The following is a 14,658-nucleotide window of genomic DNA, read 5'->3' as shown; positions in this document are numbered from 1 at the left end:
GGCCGGTCACCGGTCACCGGTCACCGGTCACCGGTCCAGCACCGCCCGCAGGGCCCGCTCGACCTCCGCCGGGTCGCCCTGCGCCCTCTCCCGCCAGGCGATCAGGCCGTCGGGCCGGACGAGCACCGCCCCGGACGGGGTGACGCCGTGCGCCGCCGCCCAGTCCCCGTCCAGGTCCGGGACGGCGACGGGGACACCGAGGCGCCCGGCGGCCCGTTCCGCTCCGGACCGCCATCCCGGATCGTCGGTGAGGAGCACGAATCCGCGGCCGTACAGGTCACGCGTGGACCCGTCGCCCATGGGCACGTGCGGCGCCCGGGTGCCGGGACGGCCGCTGGGGGCGGCCGGGTCCTCGAAGAGGGCGTCGTCCGAGGAGGCCGCCCTCTCGGGGACGAACGCGCCCGCCGGGCAGCGGTAGCCGAACAGCAGGCGGGCCGGGTCGATCCGCTCGGCCACGGTGTCGTCGGCCAGGTCCGGTGACATCCGGTGCACCGTGTTCGCGTACTGCTGCTCGACCAGGCACTCCGCGAAGGGCCTGCGTTCGGCGTCGTGGCTGTCCAGCAGCCCGGGGCCGGCCTGGCCGCGGACGACCGCGGCCAGCTTCCAGGCGAAGTGGTAGCCGTCCATCAGGGCGGTGTTGCCGCCCTGGCCTCCGGTCGGCGGCATCACATGGGCCGCGTCCCCGATCAGGTGCACCCTGCCGGACGAGAAGCGGTCCGCGACCCGGCAGGCGGTCGACCACGTCGTCGCGCCGAGCAGCTTCACCTCCAGCTCCGGAAGGCCCGTGACCAGCCGGATGAGCTCACGGGCGCGCTCGTCGCCCTCGGTCGCCCCCACGACGGCCACGAACCTGCCGGGCGTGTCCGTGGAGACGAACGCGCCCGACCCGCCGGGCAGCGCGGGGTTCTGGAGGTAGTGCATCTGCACGGCCGCGCCGTCGAGGGACACCTCCAGGTCGGCCTCGAAGAGCAGGCTGGTGCTCTCGCCGATGACGCCGCGCCCGTGGAAGCCGATGCCGACCGCCTCGCGGATCCCGCCGCGATGGCCGTCGGCGCCCACCAGATAGGCGGCCTCGACCTCGTAGGCCTCGCCGGTCGCCAGGTCGCGCAGGACGGCGGTGACCCCGTCCGGCCCGTCGGTGAAGGACTCCAGGCGGGTGGAGAAGCGTATGTCCGCGCCGAGCTCGGCGGCGCGCGCGGCCAGCAGCGACTCGGCGCGCTCCTGACCGACCATGCCGGTGGGGGCGGGCGAGTACCGCCCGAAGTCCGGCATGGCCTCGGTGATGCTGTGGAACACCCGACCGGTCACGCTCTCCGCGATGACGATGGTCATCCCGGGCCGCCCCGGGGGCGCCGCGTCGAGGAACGCCCGCTCCAGGCCGGCGGCGCACAGCGCCTCCATGGTGGCGGGCATCTGGCCGCGGGCCTTCGGCTCCAGCGACGTACCGGGGTGGCGCTCGGCCACCAGCGCGGGCACGCCGTGCAGCCCGAGGAAGAGCGCGGTGGACAGGCCGCCGAGGCCCGCTCCGACGATCAGGACGGGGGTGGACCGGGTGTGCACGATGCCCTCCAGGAGCCTAGACTAATCCCAGGAAGCGGATATTCCCATCAATCGAAATATCCATCGCATCGAGATATATCTGCCGAGGTGTGCCGTGTCAACCGAGAACAGGTCCGATCTGATCGCCGATCTGATGAAGGCCATGCGCGACCAGGCGGGTCGCGGGCTGATGCTGCACGGCGCGATCGCCGAACGGTTCGGGCTGAACTTCACGGACCTCAAGTGCCTCGACCTGGCCCGCCACGAGGAGGAACTGACGGCCGGGAGGATCGCGACGGCCACCGGGCTGAGCACCTCCGCCGTCACCGCCGTGCTCGACCGCCTGGAGCGGCGCGACTTCATCGAGCGCCGGCGCTCCACGACCGACCGGCGCAAGGTCGTCGTGGTCGCCACCGGCCGGCACGACGCCGAGATGCAGGAGGTCTTCGCCGGATTCGGCAGGACGGTGCTGGACGTCCTGGACGACTACGACGACGAGCGGCTCACCTTCCTGCTGGAGGTGACACGCCGCCTCACCGCGGCGGCCCACGAGGCCACGGAGGAGCTCACCGACAGCGGAAAGGGCTGACGGGGAGCAAGGGGCAGGGGCGGGGAAGGTCCTATAGCGGACAAGGCGGGGGCCGGCACGGCGGGTTTACCGTTCCGTTTCCCTCTGTTTACCTTTCCGCCCTTCGCGCGGGGGTATCCCCACCCCATACTGACGACACCCGTCCCGCAAGCCCCACGGTGAGCGTGAAAACCACCGTGCTGGAAAGCCAGCAGGACGTCTCTCCTTTCTCTGTCGTCACCCCCATCGCTGAAGGATCCCGGCGCCGTGCCCGTACCCGTTTTCCTCCACGGCCGCACCGTGCGGCTGGAACCGCTCGGCGAGCACCACATCGAGGGCCTGGCCGCCGCGGCGGCCGAGGACCGCAGCAGCTACGCCTTCACTCCTGTGCCGCACGGCCCGGAGGCCACGGCCCGCTATGTGGCCGAGGCCCTCGCGGCCCGTGCCGCGGGCCGGGCACTGCCCTTCGCCACCGTGCGGATCGCGGACGGCCTGGTCATGGGCTCGACGCGGTTCTGCGAGATGGACTACTGGCAGGGCCCGGTGCAGTGGCCCCCGGCCCCGCGCGGCCCGCTGGGCGATCCCCTCACCGCGATACCCGACGCGGTGGAGATCGGCGGTACCTGGCTCTCCGCGCACGCCCAGGGCACCGGCATCAACACCGAGACCAAGCTCCTGATGCTGCGCCACGCCTTCGAGACCTGGGGCGTCCGGCGCGTCTCCCTGCGCGCGGACTCCCGCAACGCCCGCTCGCGCGCGGCCATCGAGCGCCTCGGCGCGGTGCTGGAGGGCGTCCACCGCGCCCACACCCGCGGCCTCGACGGCATGGTCCGGGGCACGGCCTTCTACTCGATCCTCGACGAGGAATGGCCCGGCGTACGGGCCGGGCTCGAGCACCGGGTCGAGCACCGAGCCGAGCACCGGGCCGGGGTGGGGCACCACCACGCCCCGGAGCGGACGCGCCCGCTCGTCTCGGCGTAGCAGCCGCCTCCTTCGTCCCCTTGTCCCCGTTTTCTTCCATCCCGTTTCCTCAGTGGCCCGGGCTCGTTGTGCGAAAGCGAGCCGCACCCCGAACCCGGGTGAAACGAGGAAAAGGAGAAGCGCTGTGCGCTGGATGAGCATCGCTCTGGCCGCGGTGGCCACGGTCGGCGTCATGAGCACCCCGGCGGCCGCCGCCCAGCTGCGCGCCGACGGCGGCCCACCCTGGCCTTACAAGGACTGCGTGGAAACGGCCGTCAAACAGCACAAGGAGACCCCGAGCCACGCCAAGTGGCACTGCGACGAGCTCGCGAAGAAGGGCTGGGTCAAGCCGCCGACGGCCGAGGACAACGCGGCGCAGAACACGAACCCCAAGGGCACCGACCCCAAGGGCACGGGCCCCAAGGGCACAGGCCCGAAGAGCGGCGGGCCGAAGGCCCACCACTCGAAGGCCCACCACTCGAAGGGCAGCCACCCCAAGGGCCACCACCCCGGGCACGGCAAGGCCAAGCCCAAGCCCAAGAGCGGCAGCCCGAAGGGCGGACCCGAGGCCGCCCCCAAGCAGTAGCCACTCCCCCCCACCCCCGCCCCGTCAGGCCCGCTCGTGCTCCCGGAGGAAGTCCAGGACGAGCGGGCCCGCGACGGACCGGAACTCCTCGAAGTAGGCGTGCCGCGCGCCCGGGATCAGGCACAGCCGGGCGCCGGGCACGCGCTCCGCGAGCAGCGCGGCGTTCGCGGTGGGGTTGAGCAGGTCGTCGTCGCCGTGCACCACGAGCGTGGGCGCCTGGATGCCGGGGAGCGCGTCCCACGCGTCGTGCCGCTCGCTGGCGATCAGGTGCCGCAGCCGGTCCTTCGGCGTCATGGTGGGGTCGCCGAGCGTGTGGAACGGGCCGGGGTGGGCGGCCGACCAGCTCGGTGTGTACATCAGGTCCAGCAGGGCCCGCGGGCCCTCGGGGGCGGGCCGGGCCAGCGACCGGCGCACGTCGTCGCCGCGGTCGACCGCGTGCGGTCCGCCGGGGGACGTACAGCCGAGCACGAGGGCCCGGACGCGGTCCGGCCGGCGGGCGGCGATCCACTGGGCGACACGGCCGCCCATGGACGTGCCGTAGACGTGGGCGCGTTCGACGCCGAGGTCGTCGAGCACCGCGATCGCGTCCTCGGCGAACCCCTCCGTGCTGTAGGGCTCGTCGGGACGGTCGCTGTCGCCGGTCCCCCGGTAGTCGAGCGTGATGGTGCGGTGGGCGGTGTCGAAGTCGTCGATGACGCCGTCCCACCAGTGGTGGGTGTTGCCCTGTCCGGCCAGCAGGAGCAGGGGCTCGCCCGCTCCCCGGACCTGGTAGGCGATCCGGGCCCCGTCGGCGCTCTTGGCGTATCGCATGGTGTTCCCCATGGTTTTCCCCTCCCCCTCGGGCCCGGTCAGGCGTCGCCGGAACGCAGGGCGGCGGGCAGGGACTCCAGCAGTCGCTCGGGCGCCGCCTGCTTCCAGGAGTCCACGAGGATGTCGCGCAGCTCGTCCATGTCCTCCAGGGCGGCGAGGCGTACGCGCACCCATGAGGAGCTCGCCTCGTGCGGCGGCACCCAGAACTTCTCCGGCTCGGCCGCGATCAGTTCGGTCCGCTCGTGCCTGGGGCAGCGGACGGCGAAGGACGTCTGATCGTCGGGGACCGTGATGTACATCTTTCCCGCGACGCGGAAGGTGGGCATGCTCCACGCTTCCTTCTCCACGGTTTCCGGCAGGGACAACGCGATACGGCGGATGTCATCGGCATCGATCATGGACCCCAGATTAATGCGCGCGCTGTCCGACGATCACCCTGCGTGAGGCAAGCGTCCGGATATCGGACGACCCGGCCGGGCCTTCGCCCGCTTCTCCATACTCGAGACTCCTCGATCTCGGATAATGGACAGGTACGACCATGAGCCGGACACTCACTTCTCCTCCCCCGCCGGTGGAGAGCACTCCTCAGCAGGGCTCCCCGCTGTCGAACGGGCTCAAGCAGCGGCACCTCTCGATGATCGCCCTCGGTGGTGTCATCGGCGCGGGGCTCTTCGTCGGCTCGGGCGCCGGCATCGCCGCCGCCGGCCCGTCGATCGTGCTCGCGTACGCCGTGTCCGGCCTGCTCGTGATGTTCGTGATGCGGATGCTCGGCGAGATGTCCGCCGCCAATCCGGCCTCCGGCTCCTTCTCCGTGCACGCCGACCGGGCAATCGGCCCGTGGGCCGGCTTCACGGCGGGCTGGATGTTCTGGACGCTGCTGGTCGTGGGCGTGGCGATCGAGGCGATCGGCGCCGCCCACATCGTGCAGGGCTGGCTGCCGGGCACCCCGTCCTGGCTGTGGGTTCTGCTCTTCATGGCGCTGTTCTGCGGCACCAACCTGGGCGCGGTCGCGCACTTCGGCGAGTTCGAGTTCTGGTTCGCCGCCCTGAAGATCGGCGCCATCGCGCTCTTCCTGATCCTGGGCACCCTCGCCGTCCTGGGCGTCCTGCCCGGCACGGACTCCCCCGGCGCGGCGCACCTCACCGGCGACGGCGGGTTCCTGCCCACGGGCGTGAACGGGCTGCTCATCGGCCTGCTGGCCTCGCTCGCCGCGTACGGCGGCCTGGAGACGGTGACCATCGCGGCCGCCGAGTCGGAGGACCCGGTGCGCGGCGTGGCCAAGGCCGTGCGGACGACGATGTGGCGCATCGGCATCGTCTACGTCGGCTCGATGCTCGCCATCGTCACGCTCATCCCGTGGAACGACAAGGCCGTCACCGAGGACGGCCCGTACGCCGCCGTGCTCGAGCGCCTGGGCGTCCCCGGCGGCGGCCAGATCATGAACGTGGTCGTGCTGATCGCGCTGCTGTCGGCCATGAACGCCAACATCTACGGCGCCTCGCGGATGGCCTACTCGCTGGTCGCGCGCGGCCAGGGTCCCAAGGCGCTGGGCAAGGTCTCGGGCGGCGTGCCGCGCCGCGCGGTGCTCGCGTCGTCCGGATTCGGCTTCTTCGCCGTGCTGCTGTCGTACTGGTACCCCACCACGGTCTTCGCCTGGCTGCTGAACATGGTCGGCGGGGTCGTGCTGGTGGTGTGGGGCTTCATCGCCGTCTCCCAGCTGCTGCTGCGCCGCCGCCTGGAGCGCGAGGCGCCCGAGCAGCTGGTGGTGCGGATGTGGGGCTTCCCGTATCTGACGTGGGTGACGCTGGCCGGGGTGGCCGGGGCGCTGGGCCTCATGGCCCTCGACGCCGACACCCGGGTGCAGCTGTACTTCACGGGCGGCCTGGCGGTGGCCCTGGCCGTCGTGGGCTACACGCGTCAGCGGGCCGTCGCGGCGCGCTGACCGAGGCCGCCGGGTCTCCCGCGAATCGTCCGAGGCCGGTTCCCGTTTCGTACGGGAACCGGCCTCGGGTCTTTCCGCCGGAGTACGCGGGGTATGGCGGACTAGGCGGCCTCCATGCCGTCGAGGCAGGACCGCAGGGAGCGCATGACGTGGCTGCGCCAGCCGCCGCTCATGATGGCACGGGCCTTGCGCTGGAGCGGGTTGTCCGGGTCGAAGCCCTCGTGGTCCAGGAAGAGCCGGGTGCCCCGGCCCTCGGGCCGAAGGGTCCAGGTGATCGTCCAGTCGACCTCGACGCCGTTCTCCGGATCGGCGTCCTGCCAGCCGATCCGCAGCATCTTCCCGTCCTCGAAGGCCAGGACCTCGGCCGCGATGGTGCCGGAGAAGCCCGTGGCGGGCATGGCGGCGGCCCGCATGGTGTACCGGTGGCCGACCTCCAGGCGGAAGTCGCCGGGCATCAGCCACCGGGCGAGCAGCTCGGGCTCGGTCAGGGCCCGCCACACCTTGGCGGGCGGGTGCGGCAGGAACTCGTCGACCCGTACCGCGGTCAGGTCGTCGGCCAGGTCGTCGTGCTCATTCATGAGTCCTCGCTCGTTCATGACTTCTCGTCCTCCATTTCGTCGAGCTCCATTTCGTCAAGCACCGTCCGCAGGGCGGACAGCTTGTCGCGCCAGAAGCGCTCGTACGGGTGCAGCCACTCCTGCACCTCGAAGAGGGGCGCGGCCTCCAGCTCATAGAAGCGCTGGCGCCCCACCTTGTTCTCGCTCACCAGCCCGCACTCGCGCAGCACCCGCAGGTGCTCGGAGAAGCTGGGCCTGGCCATGTCGAAGTGGCCCGCCAGCTCCGCGACGGGCTGCGGCCCGCGCTCCCGCAGCAGCCGCAGCACCTCACGGCGCACGGGGCTGGCCAGGGCGGCGAAAACGCGACCCTCCGGTGCCTCGGTCGCGGCCTCGGTCCGGGCGGAACGGGTGTGGGTGGTGTTCATGGAGACCACTATAGGTAGGAAATTTCCTACCAGTCACTTCGATCAAGCGTCGACACCGAGGAAAACCCGTTGGCCCGCGCCCGCCGCGTGGCGACCATACGAGGATGAAGACGACCGCACCCCCGGCCTCCGGTGTCCGCCGGCCCTGGGCCGACCTGCCGTCCGCCGTCCGCCGCGCCCTGGAGGACGTCCTCGGCGGGCGCGTCGTCGAGGCGCACAGCCAGAGCGGCGGTTTCTCACCGGGCGTCGCCGCCCGGGTCCGGCTCGCCGACGGCCGGCGCGCCTTCGTCAAGGCCGTCAGCGCCGAGACGAACGCCCACAGCCCCCGGCTGCACCGCGCCGAGGCCCGCAACACCGCCGCCATGCCGCCCGGCGCCCCCACGCCACGGCTGCTGGGCACCTACGACGACGGGACCTGGGTCGCGCTGCTCCTTGAGGACATCGCGGGCCGTCAGCCCCGCGTCCCCTGGCTCCCCGCCGAACTGGACCGGGTCCTCACCGCCGTCGACGCGCTGAGCCGGGCCATGACCCCGGCCCCCTTCGAAGTGCCCGCCGTGGCCGAGAGCGAGGCGGAGACGTTCACGGGCTGGCGGACCCTGCTCGCCGCGGGCGACACCACGTGCCTCGACCCGTGGGCGGCCGGCCGGCTCGCGCTGCTGGCCGACCTGGAGTCCGGCTGGGCCGAGCCCGCCGGCGGCGACGGCCTCGCCCACGGCGACCTGCGCGCCGACAACATCCTGCTCACCGACGACCGGGTGGTGTTCGTCGACTGGCCCCACGCGCTACGGGCCGCCCCCTGGTACGACCTGCTGGTGATGCTCCCCAGCGTCGCGGCCCAGGGCGGCCCCGACCCGGAGTCCGTCTTCACCACGCACCCCCTGGGCCGGGCCGCCGACCCGGAGGGCGTGACCGCCGTGCTCGCCGCGGTGGCCGGGTACTTCGTCCGCCAGTCGCTCCTCCCCGACCCGCCCGGCCTGCCGACCCTCCGGGCCTTCCAGGCCGCCCAGGGGACGGCGGCGCTCAGGTGGCTGGCCCGGCGACTGGGCTGAGCCCCCGGGCCGGAGCCGTCCCGGACGTGACGATCACAACCCCGGCCGGAGCCGTTCGTGGCGCTACGCTGCCGTGCGACGGCCGCCGCGCGCGAGGTGGGGGACGCTCCGGTCGCCGGAGCGCCGTCCGGCCCCGGGCTCCGGCCGGCCTCGCGGCCCCCACCGGGCCCGTGGCCGGCCGGGCCATCAGTGGAACCGCGCGACGGAGGACATCTCGTGAGCACCGAATCCCGTGACACCGGCACCCTCGACGCCCGTGACGCCCCCGACTCCCCTGATGCCGCGTCACCACCGGTCGGCAGACCGGCGGAGGGCCGGCCGCGGCTCTCGCGCGACATCTCGCTGTCCGCCGTCCTCGCGGGGTTCGTGGCCGTCGTCGTCTCCTACTCGGGCCCTCTCGTCATCGTGCTCTCCGCCGCGTCGGCGGGACACCTCGACACCGCGCACACCGGCTCCTGGATCTGGGCCATATCCATAGGCAGCGGCCTGACCTGCATATCCCTCAGCCTCTACACGAGGATGCCGGTCATCACGGCCTTCTCCACCCCGGGCGCGGCGCTGCTCGTCACCAGCCTCGGCGCCTACTCGTACGCGGAGGCCGTCGGGGCGTTCGTCGTCACGGGCCTGGTCATCAGCCTGGTCGGGCTGACCGGGGTGTTCGGACGGCTGATGCGGCGGGTGCCCACGGCGGTGGTCTCGGCCATGCTCGCGGGCATCCTCTTCTCCTTCGGCACCGGTGTGTTCACCTCCCTGCGGACCGCGCCCTGGATCGCCGGCGCCGTGCTGCTCGCCTATCTGCTGGGCAAGCGGTGGCTCCCCCGGTACGCGGTGCTCCTCGCGCTCGCCGCGGGGGCGCTGTGCGCCACGGCCACCTCGCGCGTCCACATCCGGCTGGACCACATCGAGCTGGCCCGGCCGGTGTTCACCGCGCCCGCCTTCTCCGTCGCCTCCCTGATCGGGATCGCGGTGCCCCTGACCCTGGCGACGCTGGCCTCGCAGAACGCACCCGGCATGGCGGTGCTCACCGCGTCCGGCTACCGGCCGAAGGACCGGCTGCTGATCGGCTCCACCGGCATCGCCTCGACGCTGCTCGCGCCCTTCGGGTCGCACGCCGTCAACCTCGCGGCCATCACCGCCGCCATCTGCACCGGCCCCGAGGCCCACCGCGACCCGCGGCGGCGCTACGTCGCCGGAGTCGCGTGCGGCGCCTTCTACCTCCTCGTCGGGTCGTTCGGCACGACCCTCGTGGCGTTCTTCGCCGGACTGCCGAAGGGGCTCGTCGCCGCGATCGCCGGAGTCGCCCTCTTCGGAGCCCTCGCGGGCGGCCTGGCGGGCGCGGTCAAGGAAGAGCAGGACCGGGAGGCCGCGCTGGTCACCTTCCTGGCCACCGCCTCCGGTGTCACCCTCCTCGGCATCGGCTCGGCCTTCTGGGGGCTGGTCCTCGGTGTCGCCACCCATGTGCTGCTCACCCTCGGGCGCGGGAAGCGTGCGCCGGCGGGCGCCTGATCCGTGCGTGACGCCTGATGATCCGTACGTACCGCCCGCCCACGGGCGTCACCGGCTTGGCGGGTAGCGCGTTGGGTACCGAGGCCGACGGGTCGGCGTAGTGTCGACGGCATGGCAGATGACTCGCTGCGAGCCGATGTGCTCGACGAGCTGGGGGACGACCGGATCGAGGAACTGGCCCAGGAGCTCGGCACCGACACCGAGGGCGCCAAACAGGTCGTGGCGGCCACGGTCGACGAGCTCCCCGCCGAGCTGACCGGGGGCGGGCCGCCCGGCGGGGCCCTCGGCCTCGGCGGGCTCGGCGGCGGACTGGGGGGCGGCCTGGGCGGCGGACTGATGTCCGGCGTCCTCGGCAAGATCACACGACCTGTGGCCGAGGCCGTGGCGAAGCGGACCGGGCTGCCTCCCGCCACCGTGGCCAAGGCGCTGGAGCTGCTGCTCCCCGTGGTGATGACGACCATCGCGAAGCGCCGGAAGCGCTGACGCGCACCCTCACACGCCCTCACACGCCTTCATACGCAAAACCGAGAGGCCGCCCGTGCCGGGCGGCCTCTCGGTCCACTGTGGAGCTAAGGAGAATTGAACTCCTGACCTCCTGCATGCCATGCAGGCGCTCTACCAACTGAGCTATAGCCCCTTGTTCTGTTGTCCGCCCGGTTTCCCTCGCGGTCTCCCTGGCGACACGGAGAACATTACACGGACCACCTGCCCTTCCACCAAATCGGTGCCCCCGGGGCGCCCGGGGGCACTCTCGCCCGGAAGGCGCAGCCCTGTAGCGCGGTGCCCACGGCCGGAGCACACTGGTCCGGACGGCGCCCCGCCGGGCGCGTGCCCCACCTGCCGGAGGGACAGATTCATGGCCACGGACGTGCGCCCCGGTCCGCTGCGGGTCCTCGTCTTCGGCGCCGCTCTGCGGGCCGGATCGACCAACGCCCGCCTCGCCTCCCTGGTGGCCCGGCTGATCACCGAGGCCGGGGCCGACGCCGACCTCGCCACCATGCGCGAATTCGACATGCCGCTGTACGACGGGGACGCGGAGGAGGCCGACGGCATCCCGGCCGGCGCGCTCGCGCTGCACGAACGGATGGAGGGGGCCGACGCCCTCGTCATCTCCTCCCCCGAGTACAACGCCTCCGTGCCCGGCATCCTCAAGAACGCCATCGACTGGGTCTCCCGCATCCAGCCGCAGGCGTTCAAGACGAAGCACGCGCTGCTCGTCTCCGCCTCCCCGTCGCTCGTCGGCGGCAACCGGGGGCTGTGGGCCCTGAGGGTGCCCCTGGAGCACCTCGGCACCCGCGTCTACCCGGACATGTTCAGCCTCTCCCGCTCGTACGACAGCTTCGCGGAGGACGGGTCGCTGGCCGACCCCGGGCATCAGCAACGCCTCACCGAGACGGTGGAGGCGTTCCTCAAACTCGTCGAGGCCGACACGCGCTACGTCTGCCTCCAGCGCCGCTGGTACGAGTTCCTGGGCGACCGTTCCGAGTCGCCCATCACCCACCGCGCGGAAGTCTGAGGACGGCCCGCGAACCCCTAACCCTCAACCCTCTCCGGGCTCACAAGCGTTGACGTGGGATTTCCCGCCGTGCCAGATTCTGGGCGACATCGCGCGAGCCAGGAGTGTGGCACCCATGACGACGACGCCGGAGCGACCGCCCCCGTCCCCCTCCCCGCTCGCCATGGAGCGCCGGACGATCGACCCGATACCGGAGGAGGAGCGGCACGGCTCGCCGGCCGGCCTGTTCACCCTGTGGTTCGGCGCCAGCATGCAGATCACGGCGGTCGTCGACGGCGCGCTGGCGGTGGTCTTCGGCGCCGACGCGCTGTGGGCGATCCCCGCCCTGTTGATCGGCAATGTTCTCGGCGGCGTCGTCATGGCCCTGCATTCCGCCCAGGGCCCACGGCTGGGGGTGCCTCAGATGATCTCCAGCCGGGCGCAGTTCGGGGTGCTCGGCGCCGTGCTCCCGCTGGTGCTGGTGATCCTCATGTACCTCGGGTTCGCCGCGACGGGCAGTGTGCTGGCCGGGCAGGCAGTCCGCAGGATCCTCCATCTGCCCGACGCCACGATCGGAATTCCCCTGTTCGGCGCGCTCACCGCCGTGGTCGCCGTCGCCGGATACCGCCTCATCCACCTCGCGGGCCGCGTGGCGACCGTGACCGGCATCGCGGGGCTGGGCTATCTCGTGGTCGCCGTCTTCACCCGCTACGACGTGCCCGGACATGTGGGAGTCAAGCCCTTCGACGCCGCGACGTTCCTGCTCGCCGTCTCCCTCGGTGCCGGCTGGCAGCTGACGTTCGGCCCGTACGTGGCCGACTACTCCCGCTATCTGCCCCGGTCGACCAGCGAACGCGCGACGTTCCGGGCGACCTTCGCGGGCACCGTCACCGGTTCCGTGTGGGCCATGTCCCTGGGCGCCCTGATCGCCGCCGTCGCCGGGGACCGGTTCCTGTCCGACCAGGTCGGCTTCGTCGGGGAGCTGGCCGGGCCGGCGGCCCTGGGGTACGTCATGTATCTGGTGGTGCTGGTCGGCAAGGTCACGGCCAATTGCCTCAACGCGTACGGCGGTTTCATGTCGGTCCTCACGACCGTGACGGCGTTCAACAGCCGTTCGAGGATCACACCGGCCGCGCGCGTCGCGTACATCACGGGGTTCTCGGCGGTGGCCACGGTCATCGCGATGGCGGCCAGCGCGGACTTCCTCGACAACTTCAAGAACTTCATCCTGCTGCTGCTCACGGTGTTCACGCCGTGGAGCGCCATCAACCTGGTGGACTACTACCTCGTCTCGCGCGAGCGCGTGGACGTCCCGGCGCTGTACGACCCGGACGGCCGCTATGGCCGCTGGAACGTTCCGGCGCTGAGCTGTTACGCCCTCGGGATCCTCGCCCAGGTGCCGTTCCTGGCGACGAAGCTGTACACCGGCCCGCTGACCTCCCGGCTCGGCGGCGCGGACGTCTCCTGGATCGTCGGCCTCGCCGTCACCTCGGCCGTCTATTACCCCTGGGCCCGCCGCACCACCACCGCCCACGACGATGTCGCCGATGCCCCGGAGGCGTCGCGGGGACGGCTGCTGCCGGACGCCCCGCAGCACGCGGAGTAACGGGACGTCCGGGACGGCCGGGTCAGCGGAAGCAGTACGAGTCGGAGGAGGCATCGCCGCCCTGCAGCCGTGTCTGGTGGACGCGCAGGCCCTGGAAGTCGTCGCCGTGCGGGAAGAAACGCGGGTCGGCCGACAGGCCGCCGTGGCCGGTGTCCGCGTCGAGCTTCGCCATCCAGGGCTCGACGCCTCGTGGGTGGAACTGGTCGTCCCACGCCCCGTAGAGCGAGTTCGTCACGTAGACGCGCCGCCCGTCACGGCTGAGCTCCAGCATCTGGGGCCCTCCGGTGAGGGGGACGGCCGGGGCCGAGGGATGCGGTTCGCGGCCCGCGATGCCGCCCAGCCGGACGGAGGCGGTCCGCCGAGGGTGGAACGGGTCGCTCACATCGAACTGGAGGAGCTCGCCGGTCCCCCACGCCGACACGTACAGCCACCGGTCATCGACGGACAGGTTGATGTCCGTGACCAGCGGTGGCACCGCCCCGAACGGTTTGAGCACCGGGGGCAGGTCCTCGGGCGCGGCGGGCTCCGCCGGGATCGTGATCACCTTGCGGACGGCGAAGTCCGGCCCGTCCCGGTGCCAGAGCCAGACGGACGCGGACAGGTCCGCCACGCTGACGACCACCCCGGCGAAGCCCCACGTCGCCTCGGGGTCGTGCGCGGGGCGCAGTTCCAGCACCATCTGGTGCTCGTCGCCCAGGTCCACCCGCTGGAGGTGCCGACCGGTGCCGAGCTCCCAGAAGTGCAGCGCGTGGCCGTAGCCGCGCCGCAGGAGCAGCTCGGTGTCGAGACCGTTCTCGACCATCGACGGGGTGCCCCACTCGCTGGTCACCGCGATGTCGTGGCCCAGGTGCCACCAGACGTCATACGCCAGGTGCTGCGGCCCCCGGTCGCTCTCCCAGGGGCGCAGCACGTCGAACGTCTCGTGGTCCAGCAGGGCGACGCCGCCCGGCCCCTCGGCCCCGTAGGCACCGCCCAGGCAGGAGAGGAAGACCCCGCCGGGGCCGCAGTGCAGGGTGTGCGGCCGCGAGTAGCCCGCCTTGGCGGCCAGCTCGTCGGCCTCGATGACCTTCACCAGGCGCGGGCGGACCGGGTCGGGGCGGGTGTCGAAGACGTGCAGCCGGGACGAGCGCAGCCCGGGGAGGATCAGGAAGCGCCGCTGGGGATCGCTGTGGCACGCGTGGGCGAGCGCGCTGGAGCACGCGTTCCAGCCGAAGTGGTGGAGCTCGTCTCCCAGGTTGGGTAACCGTGCTGTGTTCACCACCCGCCCGTAGGAGGGCGAGCCGGGATCGGTGTCGACGGTCATCAGCGCGTCGGGGCGCCGCGCCGCGCGGTCGAAACCCACCACGTAGGCGAGCTTCTCCGGTGGCGCGGCGACGGCTTCGGCAGGTGTGCGGTAGAGGGTGGGATCGCTGTGGGACAGGGAATCCGCCATGGCCGGTGAGGGTGCCACATCCGGGAGGGCGGGCCAAGGGAGCGTGCGGACGTATATGGCGCATACGGGGAGGGCGGCGGCGCCCCTGGGGTGGGGTGCCGCCGCCCTTTTCGCGTCTGTGGGTCCGCTTAGTACGCGGAGTTGACGTTGTCCATGGAGCCGTACTTGTCGGCGGCGTAGGCG

General features: G+C 72.3%; 15 protein-coding genes and 1 tRNA gene. 9 read left to right on the top strand and 7 right to left on the bottom strand.

Going from position 1 to position 14,658, the window contains the following annotated elements; all coding sequences use genetic code 11:
* Positions 1-27: 27 nt before the first annotated feature.
* The gene (locus ACFYZR_RS24785; RefSeq protein WP_391913823.1) at positions 28-1,560 is read right to left on the bottom strand and encodes an FAD-dependent monooxygenase; all 1,533 of its coding nucleotides are present in this window, start codon (positions 1,558-1,560) and stop codon (positions 28-30) included.
* 94 nt (positions 1,561-1,654) lie between these two features.
* Here ACFYZR_RS24785 and ACFYZR_RS24780 point away from each other — a divergent pair, with 94 nt between their 5' ends.
* The 3 genes from ACFYZR_RS24780 (at position 1,655) to ACFYZR_RS24770 (ending at position 3,653) form a co-directional block, all read left to right on the top strand.
* Positions 1,655-2,128 carry a MarR family transcriptional regulator gene (locus ACFYZR_RS24780; RefSeq protein WP_391913821.1) on the top strand — a complete coding sequence of 158 codons (474 nt, stop codon included), beginning with the start codon at positions 1,655-1,657 and terminating at the stop codon, positions 2,126-2,128.
* 246 nt (positions 2,129-2,374) lie between these two features.
* Positions 2,375-3,088, top strand: coding sequence for a GNAT family N-acetyltransferase (locus tag ACFYZR_RS24775; RefSeq protein ID WP_391913819.1), 714 nt, complete (start codon positions 2,375-2,377; stop codon positions 3,086-3,088).
* Positions 3,089-3,212: 124 nt separating this feature from the next.
* The gene (locus ACFYZR_RS24770) at positions 3,213-3,653 is read left to right on the top strand and encodes a hypothetical protein (RefSeq protein ID WP_391913817.1); all 441 of its coding nucleotides are present in this window, start codon (positions 3,213-3,215) and stop codon (positions 3,651-3,653) included.
* A gap of 24 nt (positions 3,654-3,677) precedes the next feature.
* Here ACFYZR_RS24770 and ACFYZR_RS24765 read toward each other — a convergent pair whose 3' ends face one another.
* Positions 3,678-4,463 (bottom strand): alpha/beta fold hydrolase, encoded by a 786-nt coding sequence (locus ACFYZR_RS24765; RefSeq protein ID WP_391914163.1) that lies wholly within the window; start codon positions 4,461-4,463, stop codon positions 3,678-3,680.
* A gap of 38 nt (positions 4,464-4,501) precedes the next feature.
* The gene (locus tag ACFYZR_RS24760) at positions 4,502-4,861 is read right to left on the bottom strand and encodes an MmcQ/YjbR family DNA-binding protein (RefSeq protein WP_391913815.1); all 360 of its coding nucleotides are present in this window, start codon (positions 4,859-4,861) and stop codon (positions 4,502-4,504) included.
* 140 nt (positions 4,862-5,001) lie between these two features.
* Between ACFYZR_RS24760 and ACFYZR_RS24755 the strand changes: the two genes are divergently transcribed.
* Positions 5,002-6,405, top strand: coding sequence for an amino acid permease (locus ACFYZR_RS24755; RefSeq protein WP_391913813.1), 1,404 nt, complete (start codon positions 5,002-5,004; stop codon positions 6,403-6,405).
* A gap of 101 nt (positions 6,406-6,506) precedes the next feature.
* On the opposite strand, the gene ACFYZR_RS24750 is transcribed toward ACFYZR_RS24755, so the two are convergent.
* Positions 6,507-7,001: an SRPBCC domain-containing protein gene (locus tag ACFYZR_RS24750; RefSeq protein ID WP_391913811.1), complete on the bottom strand. Its 495-nt coding sequence runs from the start codon at positions 6,999-7,001 to the stop codon at positions 6,507-6,509.
* Complete coding sequence (locus ACFYZR_RS24745; RefSeq protein WP_391913809.1) at positions 6,998-7,387, bottom strand: ArsR/SmtB family transcription factor; 390 nt, start codon at positions 7,385-7,387, stop codon at positions 6,998-7,000. The genes ACFYZR_RS24750 and ACFYZR_RS24745 overlap by 4 nt, the downstream gene beginning before the upstream one ends.
* Positions 7,388-7,491: 104 nt before the next feature.
* Here ACFYZR_RS24745 and ACFYZR_RS24740 point away from each other — a divergent pair, with 104 nt between their 5' ends.
* The 3 genes from ACFYZR_RS24740 (at position 7,492) to ACFYZR_RS24730 (ending at position 10,425) form a co-directional block, all read left to right on the top strand.
* Positions 7,492-8,436: a phosphotransferase gene (locus ACFYZR_RS24740; protein ID WP_391913807.1), complete on the top strand. Its 945-nt coding sequence runs from the start codon at positions 7,492-7,494 to the stop codon at positions 8,434-8,436.
* A 216-nt stretch (positions 8,437-8,652) separates the two neighbouring features.
* Entirely contained in the window at positions 8,653-9,942 is a 1,290-nt protein-coding gene (locus ACFYZR_RS24735; protein WP_391913805.1) for a benzoate/H(+) symporter BenE family transporter, read from the top strand.
* 111 nt (positions 9,943-10,053) lie between these two features.
* Positions 10,054-10,425 carry a DUF937 domain-containing protein gene (locus ACFYZR_RS24730; RefSeq protein WP_391913803.1) on the top strand — a complete coding sequence of 124 codons (372 nt, stop codon included), beginning with the start codon at positions 10,054-10,056 and terminating at the stop codon, positions 10,423-10,425.
* Between the two features lie 81 nt (positions 10,426-10,506).
* Here the strand turns inward: ACFYZR_RS24730 and ACFYZR_RS24725 are convergent.
* Positions 10,507-10,579: transfer RNA gene (locus ACFYZR_RS24725), tRNA-Ala, on the bottom strand.
* 219 nt (positions 10,580-10,798) lie between these two features.
* On the opposite strand from ACFYZR_RS24725, the gene ACFYZR_RS24720 reads away from it, so the two are divergent.
* Both ACFYZR_RS24720 and ACFYZR_RS24715 read left to right on the top strand, forming a co-directional pair.
* Positions 10,799-11,458 carry an NADPH-dependent FMN reductase gene (locus ACFYZR_RS24720; RefSeq protein ID WP_391913801.1) on the top strand — a complete coding sequence of 220 codons (660 nt, stop codon included), beginning with the start codon at positions 10,799-10,801 and terminating at the stop codon, positions 11,456-11,458.
* Between the two features lie 115 nt (positions 11,459-11,573).
* Positions 11,574-13,043 (top strand): purine-cytosine permease family protein, encoded by a 1,470-nt coding sequence (locus tag ACFYZR_RS24715; RefSeq protein WP_391913800.1) that lies wholly within the window; start codon positions 11,574-11,576, stop codon positions 13,041-13,043.
* Positions 13,044-13,065: 22 nt separating this feature from the next.
* Here the strand turns inward: ACFYZR_RS24715 and ACFYZR_RS24710 are convergent, their stop codons facing one another.
* The gene (locus ACFYZR_RS24710; RefSeq protein WP_391913797.1) at positions 13,066-14,475 is read right to left on the bottom strand and encodes a selenium-binding protein SBP56-related protein; all 1,410 of its coding nucleotides are present in this window, start codon (positions 14,473-14,475) and stop codon (positions 13,066-13,068) included.
* Between the last annotated feature and the right edge of the window lie 183 nt (positions 14,476-14,658).

The sequence above is a fragment of the Streptomyces sp. NPDC001678 genome (assembly GCF_042892945.1).
Taxonomy (GTDB): domain Bacteria; phylum Actinomycetota; class Actinomycetes; order Streptomycetales; family Streptomycetaceae; genus Streptomyces.
The sequence above is the reverse complement of the archived record's forward strand: the minus strand, read 5'-3'. Positions and strand labels throughout refer to the sequence as shown.